Source organism: Hoyosella subflava DQS3-9A1 (assembly GCF_000214175.1).
GTDB lineage: Bacteria > Actinomycetota > Actinomycetes > Mycobacteriales > Mycobacteriaceae > Hoyosella > Hoyosella subflava.
The window spans coordinates 3,855,456-3,874,836 of sequence record NC_015564.1 but is presented as its reverse complement, the minus strand read 5'-3'; the positions used below and the strand labels follow the sequence as shown (position 1 = coordinate 3,874,836).

The 19,381-nt window shown below is 61.5% G+C and carries 16 protein-coding genes and 1 pseudogene; 16 read left to right on the top strand and 1 reads right to left on the bottom strand.

Annotated elements, in window-relative coordinates:
- Positions 1–5 precede the first annotated feature (5 nt).
- The 12 genes and pseudogenes from AS9A_RS18205 to secA all read left to right on the top strand — a co-directional run.
- Positions 6–176 carry a rubredoxin gene (locus tag AS9A_RS18205; RefSeq protein WP_013808585.1) on the top strand — a complete coding sequence of 57 codons (171 nt, stop codon included), beginning with the start codon at positions 6–8 and terminating at the stop codon, positions 174–176.
- A gap of 38 nt (positions 177–214) precedes the next feature.
- On the top strand, positions 215–400 hold the full coding sequence (locus AS9A_RS18200; RefSeq protein WP_013808584.1) for a rubredoxin: 186 nt from the start codon (positions 215–217) through the stop codon (positions 398–400).
- Positions 397–1,677 carry an NAD(P)/FAD-dependent oxidoreductase gene (locus AS9A_RS18195; protein ID WP_013808583.1) on the top strand — a complete coding sequence of 427 codons (1,281 nt, stop codon included), beginning with the start codon at positions 397–399 and terminating at the stop codon, positions 1,675–1,677. Before AS9A_RS18200 ends, AS9A_RS18195 begins: the two co-directional genes overlap by 4 nt.
- Before the next feature lie 59 nt (positions 1,678–1,736).
- Entirely contained in the window at positions 1,737–2,369 is a 633-nt protein-coding gene (locus AS9A_RS18190; RefSeq protein ID WP_013808582.1) for a TetR family transcriptional regulator, read from the top strand.
- A gap of 111 nt (positions 2,370–2,480) precedes the next feature.
- The gene (gene ahcY, locus AS9A_RS18185) at positions 2,481–3,953 is read left to right on the top strand and encodes an adenosylhomocysteinase (RefSeq protein WP_013808581.1); all 1,473 of its coding nucleotides are present in this window, start codon (positions 2,481–2,483) and stop codon (positions 3,951–3,953) included.
- Positions 3,953–4,588 (top strand): dTMP kinase, encoded by a 636-nt coding sequence (locus tag AS9A_RS18180; protein ID WP_013808580.1) that lies wholly within the window; start codon positions 3,953–3,955, stop codon positions 4,586–4,588. The genes ahcY and AS9A_RS18180 overlap by 1 nt, the downstream gene beginning before the upstream one ends.
- 121 nt (positions 4,589–4,709) lie before the next feature.
- Positions 4,710–5,387: an MtrAB system response regulator MtrA gene (gene mtrA, locus AS9A_RS18175; protein WP_041451199.1), complete on the top strand. Its 678-nt coding sequence runs from the start codon at positions 4,710–4,712 to the stop codon at positions 5,385–5,387.
- Positions 5,384–7,144, top strand: a complete 1,761-nt coding sequence (mtrB, locus tag AS9A_RS18170; protein WP_083826593.1) for an MtrAB system histidine kinase MtrB — start codon at positions 5,384–5,386, stop codon at positions 7,142–7,144. Before mtrA ends, mtrB begins: the two co-directional genes overlap by 4 nt.
- A complete protein-coding gene (gene lpqB, locus AS9A_RS18165) occupies positions 7,141–8,988 on the top strand; it encodes an MtrAB system accessory lipoprotein LpqB (protein ID WP_013808577.1) in 1,848 nt (615 codons plus the stop codon). Before mtrB ends, lpqB begins: the two co-directional genes overlap by 4 nt.
- A 92-nt stretch (positions 8,989–9,080) precedes the next feature.
- Complete coding sequence (locus AS9A_RS18160; protein ID WP_041451198.1) at positions 9,081–9,761, top strand: ComF family protein; 681 nt, start codon at positions 9,081–9,083, stop codon at positions 9,759–9,761.
- 310 nt (positions 9,762–10,071) lie between these two features.
- Positions 10,072–10,785: a ribosome hibernation-promoting factor, HPF/YfiA family gene (gene hpf / locus AS9A_RS18155; RefSeq protein WP_041452181.1), complete on the top strand. Its 714-nt coding sequence runs from the start codon at positions 10,072–10,074 to the stop codon at positions 10,783–10,785.
- A 160-nt stretch (positions 10,786–10,945) separates the two neighbouring features.
- A pseudogene (secA, locus tag AS9A_RS18150) lies at positions 10,946–13,646 on the top strand (preprotein translocase subunit SecA); the annotation flags it as partial.
- 177 nt (positions 13,647–13,823) lie between these two features.
- Here secA and AS9A_RS25020 read toward each other — a convergent pair.
- Positions 13,824–14,405, bottom strand: coding sequence for an Rv3235 family protein (locus AS9A_RS25020; RefSeq protein WP_407636552.1), 582 nt, complete (start codon positions 14,403–14,405; stop codon positions 13,824–13,826).
- 353 nt (positions 14,406–14,758) lie between these two features.
- Between AS9A_RS25020 and AS9A_RS18140 the strand changes: the two genes are divergently transcribed.
- The 4 genes from AS9A_RS18140 (at position 14,759) to AS9A_RS18125 (ending at position 19,380) form a co-directional block, all read left to right on the top strand.
- Complete coding sequence (locus tag AS9A_RS18140; RefSeq protein WP_041451196.1) at positions 14,759–16,150, top strand: WS/DGAT/MGAT family O-acyltransferase; 1,392 nt, start codon at positions 14,759–14,761, stop codon at positions 16,148–16,150.
- Between the two features lie 75 nt (positions 16,151–16,225).
- Positions 16,226–16,741 (top strand): DUF6912 family protein, encoded by a 516-nt coding sequence (locus AS9A_RS18135; RefSeq protein WP_013808571.1) that lies wholly within the window; start codon positions 16,226–16,228, stop codon positions 16,739–16,741.
- Positions 16,742–16,855: 114 nt separating this feature from the next.
- On the top strand, positions 16,856–17,977 hold the full coding sequence (locus AS9A_RS18130) for a ferredoxin reductase (protein ID WP_041451195.1): 1,122 nt from the start codon (positions 16,856–16,858) through the stop codon (positions 17,975–17,977).
- A 95-nt stretch (positions 17,978–18,072) separates the two neighbouring features.
- On the top strand, positions 18,073–19,380 hold the full coding sequence (locus tag AS9A_RS18125) for a fatty acid desaturase family protein (protein ID WP_013808569.1): 1,308 nt from the start codon (positions 18,073–18,075) through the stop codon (positions 19,378–19,380).
- Position 19,381: the final 1 nt, after the last annotated feature.

The following is a 19,381-nucleotide window of genomic DNA, read 5'->3' as shown; positions in this document are numbered from 1 at the left end:
TGGCGATGAGCACCTATAAGTGCGAGGTATGTGACTACGAGTACGACGAGGCCAAGGGCGATTCGCGTGAGGGTTTCCCGCCCGGCACTCCCTGGGGTGACGTCCCAGACGACTGGCCTTGCCCCGACTGTGGCGTCCGGGAGAAGGTTGACTTCATTCCCCTCACCAACGCCTGATTGACACAGACAATGTCGTCGAAGATTGCGAGAAAATCATGAGCGTCGAGTACAAAGTCTATCGCTGTCTGCAGTGCGGCTTCGAATATGACGAAGCTGAAGGCTGGCCAGATGAAGGCATCGCTCCGGGGACTCGCTGGGACGATATTCCCGACGACTGGAGCTGCCCCGACTGCGGAGCGGCCAAGGCTGATTTCGAGATGGTTGAGGTTTCGCGCTCGTGAGTGATCAGATCGCCCCAGACGGCACCGTTGTCATTATCGGCAGTGGCGTCGCGGCGGCCACAGCTGCCGAGTCTCTCCGGAAGGAGGGCTTCGGCGGCCGCGTAATGATGATCAGCAACGACGCTGAGTACCCGTACCGTCGGCCACAGCTGTCGAAAGAACTCCTGCAAGGGGCGATCGCGTTCGAGCGGTCGCGTCTTCGCCCCCCGGATTTCTGGGAAGAGCAGAACGTCGAGATCGTCCGAGGCGCCACGGTCACCGATATCGATACCGCTGAGCGTGTGGTCCTCCTCGATAATGGTGAGCAGCAGCGGTACGACGCGCTATTGATCGCGACGGGAGGCCGACCGCGCGCTGTGCCAGGTTTCGCGCCCGAGGAACAGTCGAACGTTCACTATCTTCGCAGCGTCGCTGATGTCGAACCGCTGCGCAAGGCGATCGAAGAGCCTGGTGCGCTGCTCATCATCGGCGCCGGTCTCATCGGTTGTGAGGTCGCGGCAACTGCACGCGGCCTCGGCAGCGAGGTAATCCTGCTCGAAGCCGGAGATCGCCCCTTGGGCCGCGTACTTCCGGAACCGGTCGCTGAGATCTATTCGAAGATGCACCGGGACAACGGTGTGGATCTGTGGACGAACGTTGAACTCGACCAGTTGGACGTCAGGCCAGACGGCGTGACGGCGATCTCCCCTCGGGGTCAGGTCTGGTCTGGTTCGTCCGCGTTGATCTCCGTCGGCATGGCGCCCAACACGGATCTCGCCGACCGTGCGGGCATCTCGATCGACACGTCAGGGCGCGGCGGCATAATCGTCGACAAGTACTGCCGGACTTCTGATCCCCACGTCTACGCTGCCGGCGATGTTGCAATCTTCCCGAACCTGCTGCTTGGCGGCGTTCAGCGTGTCGAGCACTGGAACAATGCCCAGGAACAGGGTGCCCATGCGGCCCGCGCGATCCTCGGCATGCCAACGCCGTTCGCTGATGTGCCGTGGTGCTGGACTAAGCAATACGGCAAGAACCTGCAGATCGCTGGCTGGCCCTCACCTGACGATGAACTCATTGTTCACGGTTCGCTCGAGGACCATGACTTCACGGTGCTATGCCTTCGGAACGAGCGGCTCATCGGTGTTATCTCCATGGGACGCCCGAAGGAATTCCGCAGTGCCCGGGCGCTGATCAACGACGCGCCTTATATCCGTCGCAAGGTTCTCGAGGAGGGGATTCCCACGACCGCGCCGCTCGCGATCCCAGATCTCTCCTCAGCCTCCGCTCGCAAGTAGCAATCGCCCCCGTGTCAAGTTCGTTGACACGGGGGTGCTGTTTCCATAATGTCGACCTCATGCCCGGTGTACGAACTCGTGGGTCCTATCAAGAAGCGGCGCGGCAACTGCTCCGCACCTCCGTCCTCGATGCTGTTCGTTCTCTCCTTGATGAGAAGGAGTGGTCCGACATCACGATGGCCGAGGTCGCGCGCGCTGCCGGAGTCAGCCGTCAGACTCTGTACAACGAGTTCGACTCGCGGCAGGGCGTCGCGCAGCAGTACATCCTGCGCCTTGTCGACCAATTCCTCGACGAGGTGAAAGACGCAGTCGCGGCGCATCCGGACGACGCGCGCGGGACAATTATGAGCGCGTTCGAGCGCTTCATCAGCATTGCGACGAGTGACCCAGCTGTTCGGTGGGCGCTGCTTGGCCGCGCGAAATCCGAGCTGCTCAGCCTCATCACCACTGACGGGTGGCCGGTCCTGGAAAAAGCTGTGAACTCCCTGGCCGAGGTGTTCGAGGGAAGCTGGGTGCAACTCTCGCCGCGCGACGCCCGGATTGCGGCAAACCATGTCGGCCGGATCGCACTGAGTTTCATCGCCATCCCGGCGCGCTCGCCGGACACGATAATTGACGACTTCACCGACTTTGTCGTGCCCTTCTTCGAGCGCGCGTACGAGGATTCACTCGCGCGCCGGCCAGCGTCCTAGTTTGTCCGCACTGAGAACCTTCTGTCCCTGCCGCAAATCTGCGGAGCGTATAGCCTGACGTATCGGGGCGGGGACTTACCCGTGTCCCGCGAAAAGGAGTTGATGAGGAGCATGGCGGCACAGCCATCTGTGGAACAGCGGAACGGTCTCGACTACAAGGTCGCGGATCTCTCCCTCGCTGAGTTCGGACGAAAAGAAATTCGCCTGGCCGAGCATGAGATGCCCGGATTGATGACATTGCGTCGCGAATACGCTGAAGTGCAGCCTCTCAAAGGGGCAAGGATCACGGGATCGCTGCATATGACGGTCCAAACCGCGGTCCTGATTGAAACACTGACCGCGCTGGGTGCGTCTGTCCGGTGGGCGTCGTGCAACATCTTCTCGACCCAGGATCACGCGGCCGCCGCCATTGTCGTCGGCCCATACGGTACTCCGGAGGATCCGCAGGGGGTCCCCGTCTACGCGTGGAAAGGTGAAACCCTCGAGGAGTACTGGTGGTGCACTGAGAAGGCACTGACCTGGCCGGATGAGGCTGGGCCCGCCAACATGATTCTCGACGATGGCGGCGATGCGACGATGCTGGTTCTTCGTGGCGCTCAGTTCGAGGCCGCAGGGACAGTTCCTCCCATCGATCCAGACCAGCATTCAGCCGAATACCAGGTATTTCTGGGCCTGCTCCAGCGTTCACTCGAGGCAGACGGAAAGAAATGGACCCGGATCGCTGATTCGGTCCAGGGCGTCACCGAAGAGACAACGACCGGCGTGCATCGCTTGTACCAGTTCGCGGCGGCCGGTGAGCTCGTCTTTCCCGCGATCAATGTCAACGACTCCGTCACCAAGAGCAAGTTCGACAACAAGTACGGCACCAGGCACTCGCTGCTAGACGGGATCAACCGTGGCACCGATGTCCTGATCGGCGGCAAGTACGCTGTCGTCTGCGGTTACGGCGACGTCGGTAAGGGAAGTGCGGAAGCCCTGCGCGGCCAGGGTGCACGTGTGACGGTGACCGAGGTCGACCCGATCAACGCGCTACAGGCGATGATGGACGGATTCCATGTGGCCACCGTCGATGAGGTGATTTCGGCCGCTGACATCGTGATCACGGCGACGGGCAACATGAACGTAATCACTTTCGAGCATATGCAGCGCATGAAGCATCAGGCGATTCTCGGAAACATCGGACACTTCGACAACGAGATCGATATGGCTGGCCTCGAGAAGGCGCCGAATGTCCGGCGGGACACGATCAAGCCGCAGGTGGATGAATGGATGTTCGATGACGGACACTCGATCATCGTGCTGTCCGAAGGACGACTGCTGAACTTGGGTAACGCTACCGGGCATCCTTCTTTCGTCATGAGTAACAGCTTCTCGAACCAGGTCATCGCGCAGCTGGAACTCTGGACGAAGAAGGACGAGTACGACAACGAGGTTTATCGACTGCCTAAGCACCTCGATGAGAAGGTCGCGCGCATCCATGTCGAAGCTCTGGGGGGATCACTCACAAAGCTGACAAAGGAGCAGGCTGAGTACATCGGGGTCGATGTGGAAGGGCCGTACAAGCCGGATCACTACCGCTACTAATGGGCGAGCTTATCGCGCTGGAGGGTCTCGATGGAGCGGGAAAGAGGACTCTAACAGCGAAGCTTGTCGTTGAGCTCGAGGCGGCAGGTGCGAGGGTCGCGACGTTGGCGTTCCCTCGCTACGGCGAGTCAATTCATGCCGATATCGCGGCCGAGGCGCTCCGTGGCCAGCACGGCGACCTCGCCGCTTCGGTGCACGGAATGGCGATGCTCTTCGCCCTCGACAGGGCGGCGGCGAAGTCGCATCTGTCCAGGCTGTGCAGTGACAACGACGTCGTCATACTCGACCGGTATGTCGCCTCGAATGCGGCGTACGGAGCGGCACGCTTGCGGGAGAATTCCGATGGTCCATTTGTGCAATGGATCGAGAACCTCGAATTCGGAAGGTTCCGGCTTCCGCTTCCTGCCCGGCAAATGTTTCTCGGCGTGCCAGTTGAACTTGCCCAGCGGAGAGCGGCAGGGCGCGAAGGGACTGAGCCAGGGCGCGAGCGCGACATCTTTGAGCGCGATGGCGACCTTCAGCGTCGCACTGCCAACGTGTACTCGGCGCTCGCGGCCGCGGCCTGGGTGTCGCCTTGGCGTGTTCTCACTGCCACTGACCCTGGGGCGGAGTTGGCGCAGTGGATTCTCGGCTAGAACCCATCGGCGGTCGTTTCGGTACTCTCGACAGTGAGGGCATCGGCAATGCCAGACAACGTGCGGCGCGCCGGCCAGGTCAAAGCGCCTCTTCACACTATTGGAATGTCACGATATGAATATGAAGCCGAAGATTCTGGTTGTCGATGACGATGCGGCCCTCGCCGAGATGCTCACGATTGTGCTGCGGGGTGAGGGATTCGAGCCGTACGTGATCGGAGACGGCACTCAGGCTCTGAGCGCGGTCCGTGAGATTCGCCCTGACCTGGTACTGCTCGACCTGATGCTCCCAGGAATGAACGGGATCGATGTGTGCCGGGTTCTTCGTGCTGACTCGGGCGTTCCGATTGTGATGCTCACTGCGAAGACGGACACTGTCGACGTTGTGCTGGGACTCGAGTCAGGTGCAGACGACTATGTCATCAAGCCATTCAAGCCGAAGGAACTCGTGGCTCGTGTGCGCGCTCGGCTGCGCCGCCGCGACGATGAGCCCGCCGAGTTGCTCAGCATCGGCGACATCGAAATCGATGTTCCCGCACACAAAGTAACGCGGGAAGGCGAGCAGATCAGTCTCACGCCGCTGGAGTTCGACTTGCTGGTGGCGCTTGCCCGGAAGCCTCGGCAGGTCTTCACCCGTGAGGTCCTCCTCGAGCAGGTGTGGGGCTACCGCCACGCGGCAGACACCCGCCTGGTGAATGTGCACGTGCAGCGACTGCGTGCGAAGGTCGAGAACGATCCCGAGAAGCCCGAAGTTGTGCTCACTGTGCGAGGAGTTGGATACAAGGCCGGACCGCCGTGATCGGGCGCGCCCGAACGCGGCGCAAGATCAATGGTCGGACGACCAGATGGGTGCGCCGTATTCGCGCCACCGGTGCACTACTCGCACGATGGTGGCGACGCTCCCTGCAGCTTCGAGTTGTTACGTCAACGCTTGCGCTGTCACTGGTGGTTATTCTTGTGCTCGGGTTCACCCTGACGAACCAGCTCACCGAGCGGATGCTGGAAGCCAAGATTGCTGCGGCGGAGCAACAAATTGAATCCGCACGACAGACTGTTGAGCGTGAACTTGCCGGGGCGGGGGATACCACGTCCCGGCAAGGACGTCTTAATAGCGCGCGATCGGCACTGAGCTGGCAGGAAGAGACTGAGCAGACATCGGGCGGCGCGGGTCAGTTCAGCCCTGTTCTGATCGCTGACGCCGATGCTTCATCGCCTTTGATAACGAGCGGTCCAGCTGAACAAATCCCCACCTCTCTGCGTGATTATGTGCGGCAGGGCCAAGTAGCCCGGCAGTACTCGACGGTTCAAAATTCTGCGGGCGCTCAAGTCCCGGCGCTGATCATGGGCAGTCCTACTGCATCGGACATCCCGGCGCTCGAGCTCTACCTGGTGTTCCCACTCGAGAGTGAAGAGCGCAGTCTCGCGCTGATGCGCGGCACCATCGTCACCGGTGGCGCGGTGCTGCTGGTCCTGCTGGCTGCTATCTCCCTGCTTGTTGCGCGCCAGGTCGTGATGCCCGTCCGCTCTGCCGCTCGGGTGGCCGCCAGATTTGCCGAAGGCCGGCTCAAGGAACGGATGCCGGTACGTGGTGAGGATGACATGGCGCGGCTTGCGATGTCGTTCAACGAGATGGCGGAAAGCTTGTCGCGGCAGATCACGCAGCTAGAGGAGTTCGGGAATCTCCAGAAACGATTCACGTCAGACGTCAGCCATGAGCTGCGGACGCCGCTCACGACGGTGCGCATGGCCGCCGATGTCATCTACGACAGCCGGGATGACTTGGACCCCATGCTCCAGCGGTCAGCGGAACTCATGGTGCGCGAACTGGATCGGTTCGAAGGGTTGCTTGCGGATCTCCTAGAGATCAGTCGCCACGACGCGGGTGTCGCGGAACTGGCGGCAGAGCAAATTGACGTGAGGTCGTGCGTGCAGGCCGCGCTGGCGACCGTAAAACACCTCGCTGCGGATGCGCGAACCGAACTGATCGTGGACATGCCTGACCAGTCAGTTGTAGCGGAGGTAGACCCCCGGCGAGTCGAGCGTGTGGTGCGGAATCTCCTCGCGAACGCGATCGATCATGGTGAAGGCAATCCCGTTCTGCTGCGAATGCGGTCAGATGGCGAGGCATTCGCCGTCATGGTGCGTGACTGGGGTGTGGGCCTGAAGTCCGGTGAGGAAAAGCTGGTGTTCAACCGGTTCTGGCGATCGGATCCGTCGCGGGTGCGCCGGTCAGGCGGCACTGGGCTGGGTCTGGCGATCAGCGTCGAAGATGCGAGGCTACACAACGGCAGGCTTGAAGCGTGGGGTGAACCTGGCCATGGCTCATGTTTCCGGTTGACCCTACCCGTCGTGCGAGGGCGGCGGATCACCGGCAGTCCTCTCCCGTTGCGGCCTGAGCCGGGTGATATTGCGCTGCCTGATGTGCCCCGCAGTGAGTCGTCGGTGTCTCCCGCCTCCACGTCGCAGGACAGCGAACCACACAGTCCCGATGGCACGATGGACAGCGAAGCGATGATGAGCGGACCGCGCGGAGCGGGACGGGAGAGCAGTCAGTGAGTGACTCCAGCGCTGCGCACGACGAGCAGCTCAGGGCGTGGAGCCCGGCGGCCGAGTGTGCTGCGCCACGACACTCACGCACGGCTCGCATCATGGCCGCGCTCATCTCGGCCGGAGCTCTGCTGCTGAGTGGATGCACGGCGCTGCCGACACACTCGCAGCCGCAAGCGATCGGCGCTATTCAGCACAATCCTGCGGAGACTGAAGTCCCTGAACCCACACCCGGTATCGACGCGTTTCCGCTCGTCAGGGAATTCATCAAGGCCAGCGCACAACCGGCGGGCCGCCACGCGGCGGCGCGCCAGTTCCTCACTACGGAAGCTGAGAGTCGCTGGAACGACAGCGCAAGTACCACGATCGCGAATCGTGTCGATGTGCTCTCCGAGGGGCTGAGGTCGGACAACACAGCGACTTTCATCGTGCGTGCGGAGAAAGTGGGTCAACTGAGCCCAGACGGCGTGTTTACCGCGGAAGAAGGCACGGTAGAGACAAAGATCTCGGTGGTACGGGTCGAAGACGAGTGGCGGATCGACGACCTGCCCAGCGGAGTGATAATCGAGCGCCCGCATTTCCTGAGTCACTACGAGCGGCAGGCCATCTATTTCCTCGATCCCACCGGACGTCGCCTCGTTCCGGATCTTCGGTGGGTGGCGGTCAACCCCGAACAGATTGTGCCGCAGTTGATGGCGATGCTGATGGATGGGCCGTCCACAAACCTCGCGCCAGGAGTGACGAGCCAGTTCTCGGAAGAGGTGCGGCTTCGTGGACCGATCACTAAAGCTGACGGGCGCACGACGCAGGTAGGCGTGGGGCTCGGCGGAATCAAAATGGACCTTCAGGGGCTCGCCGCGTCGGGTGCTGACGAGCGCCGCAGACTGGCAGCCCAGATTATCTGGACGCTTGATCACGCCGACATACCTGGGCCTTACGTGATCGAGGCAGATGGTGCTCCGCTCGACGAATCGCTGCCGACTGGCTGGACACGGCAGGATGTTGCGTCGATGGATCCGAATGCTGCGGCGTCGGCTGATGTTGGCCTGCACGCGATCTTCAACGGCGCACTCGTATCTGTGACAGATTCTGCGGTCAGTCCTGTGCCTGGGACGGCTGGGGCGCTCGACTCACTGGACTCCGGTTCGATTTCGCACGACGGTAAACAAGTGGCGGTGATCACCCGCAACGAAGATTCTGATGGGAGCGCGTATCAGCTCTTGATCGGCGCTTACGGCGGCGCGCTGACGGTGGCTGCCGAAGGCAGTTCCATTACCAGGCCGAGTTGGTCTGCGAGCGACAACTCGCTGTGGGCGGTCATCGACGGTGACACGGTGATTCGTGTCGTCAGGGAACCGGCCACGGGAGAGCATTCAGCACTCGAGGTCGAATCGGGCGCAATTGCGGGACTGCAGGGCCAGATCACCAGCTTCCGGCTCGCGCCGGACGGTGTGCGTGCGGCTCTGATCGTTGGTGGCAAGGTCTATGTGGCGGCGGTCGCAGAGCCGCGTCAGGGGCTGCATACACTCCTCAATCCGAAGCCAGTAGCGCTGAACCTGACGGACACTGCAGTCGCGCTCGACTGGGGGAGTACTGATTCTCTGCTTGTTGTGCGCAACTCCTCCGAAGCGCCCGTGGCCAGGGTGACAGCGGATGGCTCCCGTGTCGAACAACTTCCACGTGGGAACCTGTCGCCGCCTGTGACCGCGGTCGATGCTTCACCCACGACGGAGTACGTCACAGACAGCAGAGGCGTGTTGCGCCTGGGGCAGGATGAGCCCGATGGGGAGCGTTTCTGGCGGGAAGTCTCTCGACTCATGGGTGTGGATGCGAAACCCATCCTGCCGGGCTGAGTATTTCCACAGGTGCGCCCGCAGACGACGGTTATCCACAGTTACGGAAGTGCCTGTTGTAGCACCCTATCGACAGCCGCGATTCTGGGAGCATGCGTGCATTACTAGACCTAATCCTGCCGACAGAGTGTGGCGGGTGCGGCGCCCCTGGGCTGGTGTGGTGCGGCCGGTGCGCTGCGGGCGCCTTCGGCCAGCCTCGCCTGTGCAACCCCAGATCCGACCCCGGCGTGCCTGTCTGGGCGCTCGGGCGCTATCGCGGGGCCGCGCGTGAACTGATAGTCAACCTAAAGGAGCGTGGCCGCTCGGATCTCGCAGCGGTTGCGGGTGCGGTCGTGGCGTGCGGGATTGAGACTCTGAGGCAGGAAGGCGAGCTTGATCCCGCCCTATTGGCTCGCCTCATTCTGGTGCCGGCGCCGAGCAGGTGGCTCGCCGCGCGCAGGCGCGGCGGCGACCCGGTTGCGTCAATAGCGGATCGAGCCATACGGGCATTGCCTGACGAGGCAGGTTCCGTGGTGAAGGCCCTTCGCTTCACGCGGGGAGTTAAGGACTCGGTCGGCCTCACCGCTTCGCAGCGCCACCTAAACGTGGCGGGACGCGTGCGCGTACGTCAGCTTGCCGTACCCCACATGGTGCCCAGTGGAGGCATTTCCGCGCCTGCGGTTCTGCTTGTCGATGACGTCGTCACGACGGGGTCGCTGTTGACGGAATCGGTGCGGATCCTGCGTCGTGCGGGTGTCCGGGTTAGCGGGGCGCTTACGTTGGCTAGCGCCTGAAGAGCCGTGAAAAGAGGGATCCGTGCGCATGGTGAGGCACTAGATCGGACGGGTCACATAAGTGAAACTGTTTCTAGGCAAATATCCCGTGACATTTCTGATGTAATGGTGGCAGAAAAGGAAACGGCGTACTACCGTCGCGAACACAACCCGTTGCACTGCATGTAGGGGAGGTGAGGAACATCGATCCCTCGTGCCGGGTGCTGATATGGGAGTCTCCCGGCACATTCGCAATGCAGGTCGATGCCGTGTAAGCGCGCATCGGCAGATTCTGGGAGGTACAGTGTCGACCGTTCCACAAGCGGATCTCGTGAGAGCCCGCAATGGCGAAACCGAACGTCTGTCCGAGCAATCTGATTCGCTCCATGCCGATATCGTGGTGAAGGGGCGCAACGTAGAGGTCCCCGACCACTTCCGAATTCACGTGGAGGAGAAGCTTTCTCGACTTGAGCGTTTCCATCCGAGCGTTTACCTCTTCGACGTTGAGCTCCACCACGAGAAGAATCGCCGCCAATCGAAGACATGCCAGCGGCTCGAGATCACAGCGCGCGGGAAAGGCCCGGTGATTCGAGCAGAAGCCTCTGCGGAGAGCTTCTATGCTGCTCTCGAAGTTGCGGTGGACAAGCTTGAGAGCCGCTTCCGGCGCTTCCGCGATCGGCGGAAGGTTCATCATGGCAGCCGCACACCGATCTCGGTTGCTGAGGCCACGGCCGCTCTCACTAACGCGCAGCCGCCGCTGCCGAATTTAACTAGTGAAACCAAAGGTGCTGAATCCGCCAGCGAGGGAGCTGAGGACGCCGCAACCCAAAACGGAGCCGAGTTCGCTGTGGACGAATACCCGGGCCCCGGGCACATAGTTCGTACCAAGGTGCACCCGTCGCAGCCGATGACTGTCGACGACGCGCTCTCCGAAATGGAACTTGTGGGGCACGACTTCTATCTCTTCCACGATGTCGAGACCGACAGTCCGTCGGTGGTCTACCGGCGTCACGCCTTCGACTACGGTTTGATTAGGCTGACGTGACGGGAAGGGACGGATTCGCGTCTGCGTCCTAACATGGAGTCCGGCTGGGTTTCGCCTAGCCGGACTTTCCATGGCGGGGCCAGTCCAGGCCGGGCCCGCCATGCGGGCGCTCCCCGACGAGGGTGGTGCCCGTTACAACGACGATTGAGGGAATCTGTACATGCTCTCGAAGCTGCTGCGAGTCGGCGAAGGCCGCCTGGTCAAGCGACTCAAGGTCATTGCCGACCATATCTCTACGCTCTCACCCGAGGTAGAGAAGCTGACCGATGAGGAGCTGCGCGCAAAGACTGACGAGTTCCGGCGCCGCCACGAGTCCGGCGAGTCGCTCGACGACCTGATGCCGGAAGCGTTCGCAGTCGCGCGCGAGGCGTCCTCGCGGGTGCTTTCGCAGCGGCATTTCGACGTCCAGGTCATGGGCGGCGCCGCACTCCACTTCGGCAACATCGCCGAAATGAAGACTGGTGAAGGCAAAACGCTGACCTGTGTACTTCCCGCCTACCTCAACGCGATATCCGGTAAGGGTGTCCACGTCGTCACGGTCAACGACTACCTCGCGAAACGTGACTCGGAGTGGATGGGCCGCGTTCACCGATTCCTGGGGCTCGAGGTTGGCGCGATCTTGTCGGGTATGACGCCCCAGCAGCGCCGCGATGCCTACCACGCAGACATCACCTACGGCACGAACAACGAGTTCGGCTTCGACTACCTGCGCGACAATATGGCTCATTCGCTGTCGGACCTCGTCCAGCGCGGACACAACTTCGCAGTCGTCGACGAGGTCGACTCGATCCTCATTGATGAGGCTCGGACGCCGCTCATCATCTCGGGCCCGGCGGATGCCTCGTCGAAGTGGTACGCGGAGTTCGCCCGTCTTGCTCCGCTGATGAAGAAGGACGTCCACTACGAGGTGGACATCAAGAAGCGGACGATCGGCGTTCACGAAGCGGGTGTGGAGTTCGTCGAAGATCAGCTGGGTATCGAGAACCTGTATGAGGCAGCGAACTCGCCGTTGGTGAGCTACCTCAACAACGCCATCAAGGCGAAGGAACTGTTTCAGCGCGACAAGGATTACATCGTCCGCGACGGCGACGTCATCATCGTTGACGAATTCACCGGACGTATCCTCACCGGACGCCGCTACAACGAGGGCATGCACCAGGCCATTGAGGCTAAAGAGAAAGTGGAGATCAAGGCAGAGAATCAGACTCTCGCCACGATCACTTTGCAGAACTACTTCCGCCTTTACGACAAGCTCTCCGGCATGACAGGTACGGCACAGACCGAGGCTGCCGAGTTACATCAGATCTACAAGCTCGGCGTGGTGCCGATACCGACGAACAAGCCGATGATCCGTGCGGATCAGCAGGATCTGATCTACAAGTCAGAGCGCGCGAAGTTCGAGGCGGTGGCGGACGATATTGCGGAGCGCCATGCCAAGGGACAGCCTGTCCTCGTCGGCACGACGAGTGTCGAGCGTTCTGAATACCTCTCCGAACAGCTTCGCAAGCGCAAGATCAAGCACAACGTACTCAATGCGAAGTTCCACGAGCAGGAAGCTCAGATCATCGCCGAAGCTGGTCGACTCGGTGCGGTGACTGTGGCAACCAACATGGCCGGCCGCGGAACAGACGTCGTGCTCGGCGGCAACCCGGAGATCATCCTGGACGTCGAACTGCGCAAGTTGGGACTCGACCCTGTCGAGTCACCCGAGGATTATCAGGCCAAGTGGGATGAGCGAATCGAGGAATCGCGGGCTGAAACCGCCGCCGAAGGGGACAAGATCCGTGAGGTAGGCGGGCTGTACGTACTCGGCACGGAACGGCACGAGTCACGTCGGATCGACAACCAGCTGCGCGGCCGTTCGGGCCGGCAGGGCGACCCCGGGGAATCACGTTTCTATCTGTCTCTCGGCGACGAGTTGATGCGCCGCTTCGGGGCGGTGGAAGTGATCATGTCGCGACTGAATCTGCCCGATGATGTTCCGATCGAGTCGAAGATGGTATCGCGGTCGATCAAGTCGGCCCAGACGCAGGTCGAGCAGCAGAACTTCGAGGTGCGCAAGAACGTCCTGAAGTACGACGAGGTCATGAACCAGCAGCGCACTGTCATCTACGAGGAGCGCAATCGCATTCTCCGCGGCGAGAACCTCGAGGGCCAGATCAGTCACATGATCACCGATGTGATCACCGCGTACGTCAACGGTGCGACCTCGGAGGGGTTTGCGGAGGACTGGGACCTCGAGCAGTTGTGGAGCGCACTGAAGACGCTGTACCCGATTTCAGTCAGCTGGCAGGACCTCGCAGGCGAGACGGAGATCGGTGATCGTTCCGACCTGACACGCGAGCAGTTGTTTGACGCCGTCCTCAAAGACGCGCACGCGTCGTACCAGAAGCGTGAGAAGGACATCGACGCGATCGCCGGAGAAGGCGGAATGCGGGAGCTGGAACGGCGCGTTCTCCTCCAGGCGCTGGACCGCAAATGGCGCGAGCACCTCTACGAGATGGACTATTTGAAGGAAGGCATCGGTCTGCGCGCGATGGCGCAGCGTGACCCCCTTGTCGAGTATCAGCGCGAAGGCTATGACATGTTCGCCGGAATGCTCGAAGGTCTCAAGGAAGAAGTTGTGGGCTTCCTGTTCAATGTCGCGATTGAACAGCCCGGCCAGCAACAAGCTGCCACACCGGCGGCAAGTCTGAGCGGCGCTGGCGCGAGTCCTCTCGCCCAGGCTGCTGCCGCTTCGCGCGCTCAAGGGGCGCCCGTGGCTGCCGGGGCGGGTGTGGGAGCGGCGTTGCGGGCTCGGGGGCTCGAGGATCAGCGTTCCCCGCAAGGTCTCACCTTCTCAGGACCGTCAGAACAGGGTGGAACCGAGGTACGGCGCGACGATGGCACAGACGCAGAGAGCGGCAACCGGAAGGACCGGCGCGCATCTCAGAAGGGCCGTAAGAAGGCCGGCCGGCACCGCCGCTAGCGATTGATGTCCGTGCGCGGAGCACGTGCACTCGTGGTGTGCACGTGCTCCGCGCACGTAGATGTGTGTTTCACCGGACTACCCGCAACGAGGTGCAGACCCACCGGGGTGGAACCCCAGGCGTCAATTCAATCTTTGCGGCGATCGCGAACACCCTGTCACCCCGTTCGCAGGTGCAGAACGCCTCCGTCGCCATCGAGCTGACCGGGCGTACATGCACACGGAGTAGTCGCGCGTTGCCGACAGTGCCGCGTGAGTCGCGCGAAATCGCGCCCACCTGATCGACTATTAGCCGTGTCGCGCACTGGGACAAGTGTGTGACTGGCCTCCGCCGGCCGAGGATCTCAAGTGTCATGCGAAACAATGCGCTGGCAGCGGCATGAGCGCCGCCGGGCGGCGATACACGGCGTGCGGGCGACAGGCCAGCGCGTCGCTGCCGCGACTGTGAGGACCCTGCGCATCGCTGGACTTCCTGAGTGGGTACTGCAGGGCTTGAGGCTGGGTTCTGCTCGGCTGAGGGTGGTTCAGCGGGGACGACTCGGCGGACGCTGAGACCTGTCGGGCATGGCCGACTCGATGGCTCCTGGCCTCGTGCGATGCTCGACTCCGCGACACTGGGGGAGTTGGTGTCGAGCGAAACGTGGCGGCTCAAGATAGATTCCTCTCCGTAGAAACATGCGTCTGCCTGCGGTGTCTCCGGGAGAGGACGGAGCGCGCAGCCAGTCTAGCGTGACCAGACCAGCCGTGCCGCTTTTGTACGTATTGAGCTCACTTCGAGTAATATTTCCGCAGGGAAAACAGTTTGCGCGAAACGCGGTAATCTGTGGTGCATCATCTTGACGAGAGCTCATGTGAAGGGGACAACAGCTTGGTGACGGTGTGGGTGCACCGACACGTCGGGGGCGTCACGAGTGAAGTGAGTGTGCTGAAGGCGGGGAGTGCTACGGCGGATGCGCCGCGTAAGTCGAGTATGCGCAGCCAACGTGGGGAGGTGGCGCGGTTGTGATGAAACTGTCCAACCTTGATTCCGCTTTCTACTATCTCGAGGACAGCACAACGCCGATGCATGTCGGTACGCTGGCAATTTTCCGCACTCCGCAGGAGGGGCTTGATTACGACAGCTTGCTGAACCTGGTGGAAGAGCGCATCGGACTGGTGCCTAGATACCGGCGGCGTGTCAAAGAGGTGGCGCGCGGGCTTGGCCGCCCGGTGTGGGTAGATGACTCTGACTTTGACATCACCTATCACGTCCGCCGCTCGGCGCTGCCGAGGCCAGGAGGTGACGATCAGCTCCATGACTTGATCGCGAGGCTCATTTCGCGGCCGCTCGACCGGACTCGCCCGCTGTGGGAGATGTACCTCGTAGAGGGGCTTTCAGAGGGGCGTGCAGCGCTCTTCATCAAGTCGCATGAGGCTCTCGTTGACGGCATCGAAAACATGGAGATCGGGCAGGTCATTTTTGACCGCAAACCACGTCCGCCGGAACTGGCGGATGACCTGTGGATGCCGGAGCGTGAGCCTAGTGATGCCCGTTTGCTCGCGGGTGCGGTGATGGACTTGGTGTCCCGGCCGCGTGAAGCTGCGGACACATTGCGGCTGGCGACGAAGGACGTATCGACGACGGTAGCGAAGGTAGCGCAAGGCGCCGGCAAGCTCGCGTCTATGGCGTGGTCTGCGGCTAGCAATGCTCCCACGAGTCCGCTGAACGTCACGATCTCGAGGAACCGCCGATACGCGGTAGCGGCGGTGATGCTCTCCGACTTCCGGCGGATCCGGGCGCGCTATGGGTGCACCGTCAACGACGTGGTTCTGTCGGTGCTCACCGGTGCCCTTCGGAACTGGCTGGTTTCGCGGGGCGAGCCCGTCTCAGCATCGACCACAGTCCGCGCGCTGGTGCCGATGGCGGTGTACCTCGAAGGTGCACCTGAAGGGCCCGACTCGCGGAAGAAGCTGTCGTCTTTCATGATTGACCTTCCGGTCGGCGAGGCGAATCCGATAGTCCGCTTGTCACAGGTGGCACATGCGACAGAGGTGCATTCCACATCAGGCCGCTCGGTCGACGCGGGAACGCTCGTGCAGCTAAGCGGGTTCGCGCCCGCCACCCTGCATGCGTTGAGCGCTCGTGTTGCCAGTTCTTTCTCACAGCGTGGGTTCAACTTGATCATCACCAACGCCCCAGGGCCGCAATCGCCGCTGTTCTCGGCCGGTGTCCAGATGACAGAAATGTATCCGGTGCCTCCGCTCGTCAAGAACCAGGCGCTGTCCATAGGCGTAACGTCCTACGACGGACGCATCTACTTCGGCTTCAATGCGGATCGTGCCGCTATGCCTGATGTTGATGTGTTCGCTGCGATGCTCGGAGAGTCTCTCGACGAGTTGCGCGAGGCATGTAGCTAGATGTCGAAGGGCCAGGCAGTGACAGAGTGGTTGCCAACTGGCGCACTGTGAGGCTGACACCGAAAAGGGCAGGTTATGCGCATCTATGTCCCAGTCACGCTGCATGGGGTGCAGCAACTAGTCGAGCAACGCGAGCTGTTTCCGCTCGCTGGGCGGGCATTTGCGGTGACACCCGCGCTACGGGAAGCGTATCGCTCTGGCGACGATGACGAACTCGCGGAGGTCGCAATGCGCGACGCCGCGCGGGCTTCTCTGCGACTGCTCGCAGCGGAGGCAGAGAGTGGCGCCCCGGCTGATGTTCGCTACCGACGGGCGGTAATTGCAGCCGACGTCGACGATGAACAGGTGACACTTAGGTCAGACCTTGACGACGCGGTCGTGTCGGTGAGTTCGGCTATCACGCTGGAGCAGGTTGCGTCAGCGCACATCGATCTCGCCGACGCAGAAGAGTCGGTTTCCCGGGCCGCGGCAATTATCGATGAAGCGGACTTTGGAGACAGTGAGGCCGAGTTTGTCCTCGGCGATGCCGAGGACCATGATCTGGCCTGGTACGCCACGCAAGAATTAGGTTTCCTCGTCGAGTTGCTATGACAAAGTGAATTAGGTCTCATCGCTTCGGCAATCTCGCGGCCCGGAACGTAACCTACGTAACCGTAACCTACGAGCGCTGGGGTCCGTAGGGTAGGGGATGGTGAAAGGGTGGCTATGAAGTTCAAGGATCTCGCGCGATGGCTTGAGGAGCCGATCGAGGGCGTTCCCGCTCTCGAAAACCGCAGGCTGAACGCGGTGCGGGGATTCTTTGCGCGCCTTACGACACCACTGATCCCAGATGATTATCTGCACCTGGTCAATCCACTGTGGTCGGCGAGGGAACTCCGCGGCCGAGTTGTCGAGGTACGGCCGGAGACTGCCGATTCGGCAACGCTGGTTATCAAGCCTGGTTGGGGTTTCCGGTTCGACTATCAGCCCGGTCAGTTTGTCGGAATCGGCCTGCATATCAACGGGCGGTGGCACTGGCGCTCGTACTCGCTCATTTCCCCGCCCGCGCGTGATGAGGGCGTGATTTCGATCGCGGTAAAAGCGATGCCGGAAGGCTTTCTGTCCACGCACCTTGTTGGCGGAGTGAAGCCGGGGACGATCGTCCGGCTTGCCGCTCCGCAGGGTGACTTCACGCTTACGGAGCCGCCGCCGGAGAAGATTCTCTTCGTCACCGCGGGCAGTGGCATCACCCCCGTAGTGGGGATGCTGCGAACACTCGCGAGGCGCGATGAGATTGCAGACATTGCCCATATTCACTCTGCTCGCAGGTCGGATGACATCATGTTCCGAGCCGAGTTGAGCGGGTACGAGGAACGTGCGGGTTACCAGCTCCATCTCCAGTTGACCACCGAGGATGGCAAGTTCATGCCGGAAATGCTGGACGAGCATTTCCCCGACTGGCGTGAGCGTGAGGTGTGGGCGTGCGGACCGCAAGCGCTGCTCGACAACCTTGAAGTCTATATGGAGGAGCAGGGACGCGCGGGCCACCTTCATGTCGAGCGCTTTACCATCAACCGCACCGCGAACGCGGGTGAAGGTGGAACGGTGAAATTCCGGCGTTCTGGCAAAGCTGTCGAGGTCGACGGTGCCACAACCGTGCTTGAAGCTGGTGAAAAAGTCGGTGTGCGAATGCCGTTCGGGTGCCGTATGGGCATCTGTCATACCTGTGTGGCGGAATTGAGCGAGGGATTTGTCCGCGACTTGCGCAGCGGCAGGGAATCCAACCCGGGTGAGCGCGTCAAGACGTGCGTGAATACGCCAGCCGGCAACTGTACATTCGAGCTATGAACTGCGCCACAAATACGATACCGTAACTTACGGTTTGGTAACCTACGTGGGCGTAGGTAAGGTTACTACCTCTGATTACGTTAGGACGGGCTCAGATGGCGATCACCGACATCAAAGAATACGCGCATCTCACCACAGAAGACGTCGAGGCGCTAGGGCGCGAGCTCGACCAGATTCGCGCGGAATTCGAGGAGTCGCTCGGTGAGAGTGATGCCCGATACATTCGCAACACCATTCGTTTTCAGCGTTCCCTGGAGTTCGGCAGCCGCGCAGTCCTTTTCGCTAGCTGGTTCCCTCCAGCGTGGGTCCTCGGCACCGTTGGCCTTGGGGTTGCCAAGATTGTCGAGAACATGGAGATCGGGCACAACGTCATCCACGGTCAATGGGACTGGATGAACGACCCCGAAATCCACAGTTCCACCTGGGAGTGGGACATCAGCGACCCTGCGGCCCACTGGAAGCAGACCCACAACCACATGCACCACAAGTACACGAACGTGGTGGGTCTCGACCCTGATGTGGGATACGGTCTGCTGCGCGTTACGCGTGATAACAGGTGGACGCCGTTCAACCTCGGCAACCCGATCTACAACTTTATCCTCGCGGCGCTCTTCGAGTACGGGGTTGCGATTCAGCACCTCGAACTGGGCAAGGTGGCAGCTGGAAAAAAGGATCGCGAAGAGTTCGAAGAGCTTCGCGCAGAGGTTCTCAAGAAGATCGCCAAGCAGATCGGTAAGGACTACGTTCTGTTCCCGGCGCTCACCGGCCCCGCGTTCCTGACGACGCTGGCAGCGAACTTCACTGCGAATGTCATTAGAAACTTCTGGTCGAACGCGATCATCTTCTGCGGGCACTTCCCAGACGGTGCTGAGAAGTTCACGAAAGAGCAGTACCGCAACGAAACTCCAGCCGAATGGTACTTGCGGCAGATGCTCGGTTCGGCGAATTTCAAGGCGGGCCCGATTATGCGTTTCATGAGTGGCAACCTCTGCTACCAGATCGAGCATCACCTCTTCCCCGACATGCCGAGTAACCGGCTCAAGGACATAGCTGCACGGGTGGAGGCCCTGGCCGATAAATACGACCTGCCCTACACCACGGGCTCTTTCCCGAAGATGTACCTGCAGACGTGGCGGACCATCGCGAAGCTTGCGCTTCCAGATCGCTACCTGACAGCCACGCGCGACGACGCGCCGGAAACCAACTCGGAGCTGAAGTTCCGCATTCGCGGCGGGCTCAAGGACACATTCGCAGGTATAGACCCGGTGACAGGTGCGCGTCGTGGTCTCCGCTCCGCGATGAATGCAACAAAGAAGCAGCGCGGGATTGTTCCCGCGATCCGCAAGCTGATCGGCCGGCCCGCCACACCGGCGGAGTCCGTTCGCGCGTTGCAGGCGGCCTGAC

Coding starts and splice junctions, on each gene's coding strand:
- AS9A_RS18205 (WP_013808585.1), top strand. CDS start 6: ATGAGCACCTATAAGTGCGAGGTATGTGACTACGAGTACGACGAGGCC.
- AS9A_RS18200 (WP_013808584.1), top strand. CDS start 215: ATGAGCGTCGAGTACAAAGTCTATCGCTGTCTGCAGTGCGGCTTCGAA.
- AS9A_RS18190 (WP_013808582.1), top strand. CDS start 1,737: ATGCCCGGTGTACGAACTCGTGGGTCCTATCAAGAAGCGGCGCGGCAA.
- ahcY (WP_013808581.1), top strand. CDS start 2,481: ATGGCGGCACAGCCATCTGTGGAACAGCGGAACGGTCTCGACTACAAG.
- AS9A_RS18180 (WP_013808580.1), top strand. CDS start 3,953: ATGGGCGAGCTTATCGCGCTGGAGGGTCTCGATGGAGCGGGAAAGAGG.
- mtrA (WP_041451199.1), top strand. CDS start 4,710: ATGAAGCCGAAGATTCTGGTTGTCGATGACGATGCGGCCCTCGCCGAG.
- AS9A_RS18160 (WP_041451198.1), top strand. CDS start 9,081: ATGCGTGCATTACTAGACCTAATCCTGCCGACAGAGTGTGGCGGGTGC.
- AS9A_RS18140 (WP_041451196.1), top strand. CDS start 14,759: ATGAAACTGTCCAACCTTGATTCCGCTTTCTACTATCTCGAGGACAGC.
- AS9A_RS18135 (WP_013808571.1), top strand. CDS start 16,226: ATGCGCATCTATGTCCCAGTCACGCTGCATGGGGTGCAGCAACTAGTC.
- AS9A_RS18130 (WP_041451195.1), top strand. CDS start 16,856: ATGAAGTTCAAGGATCTCGCGCGATGGCTTGAGGAGCCGATCGAGGGC.
- AS9A_RS18125 (WP_013808569.1), top strand. CDS start 18,073: ATGGCGATCACCGACATCAAAGAATACGCGCATCTCACCACAGAAGAC.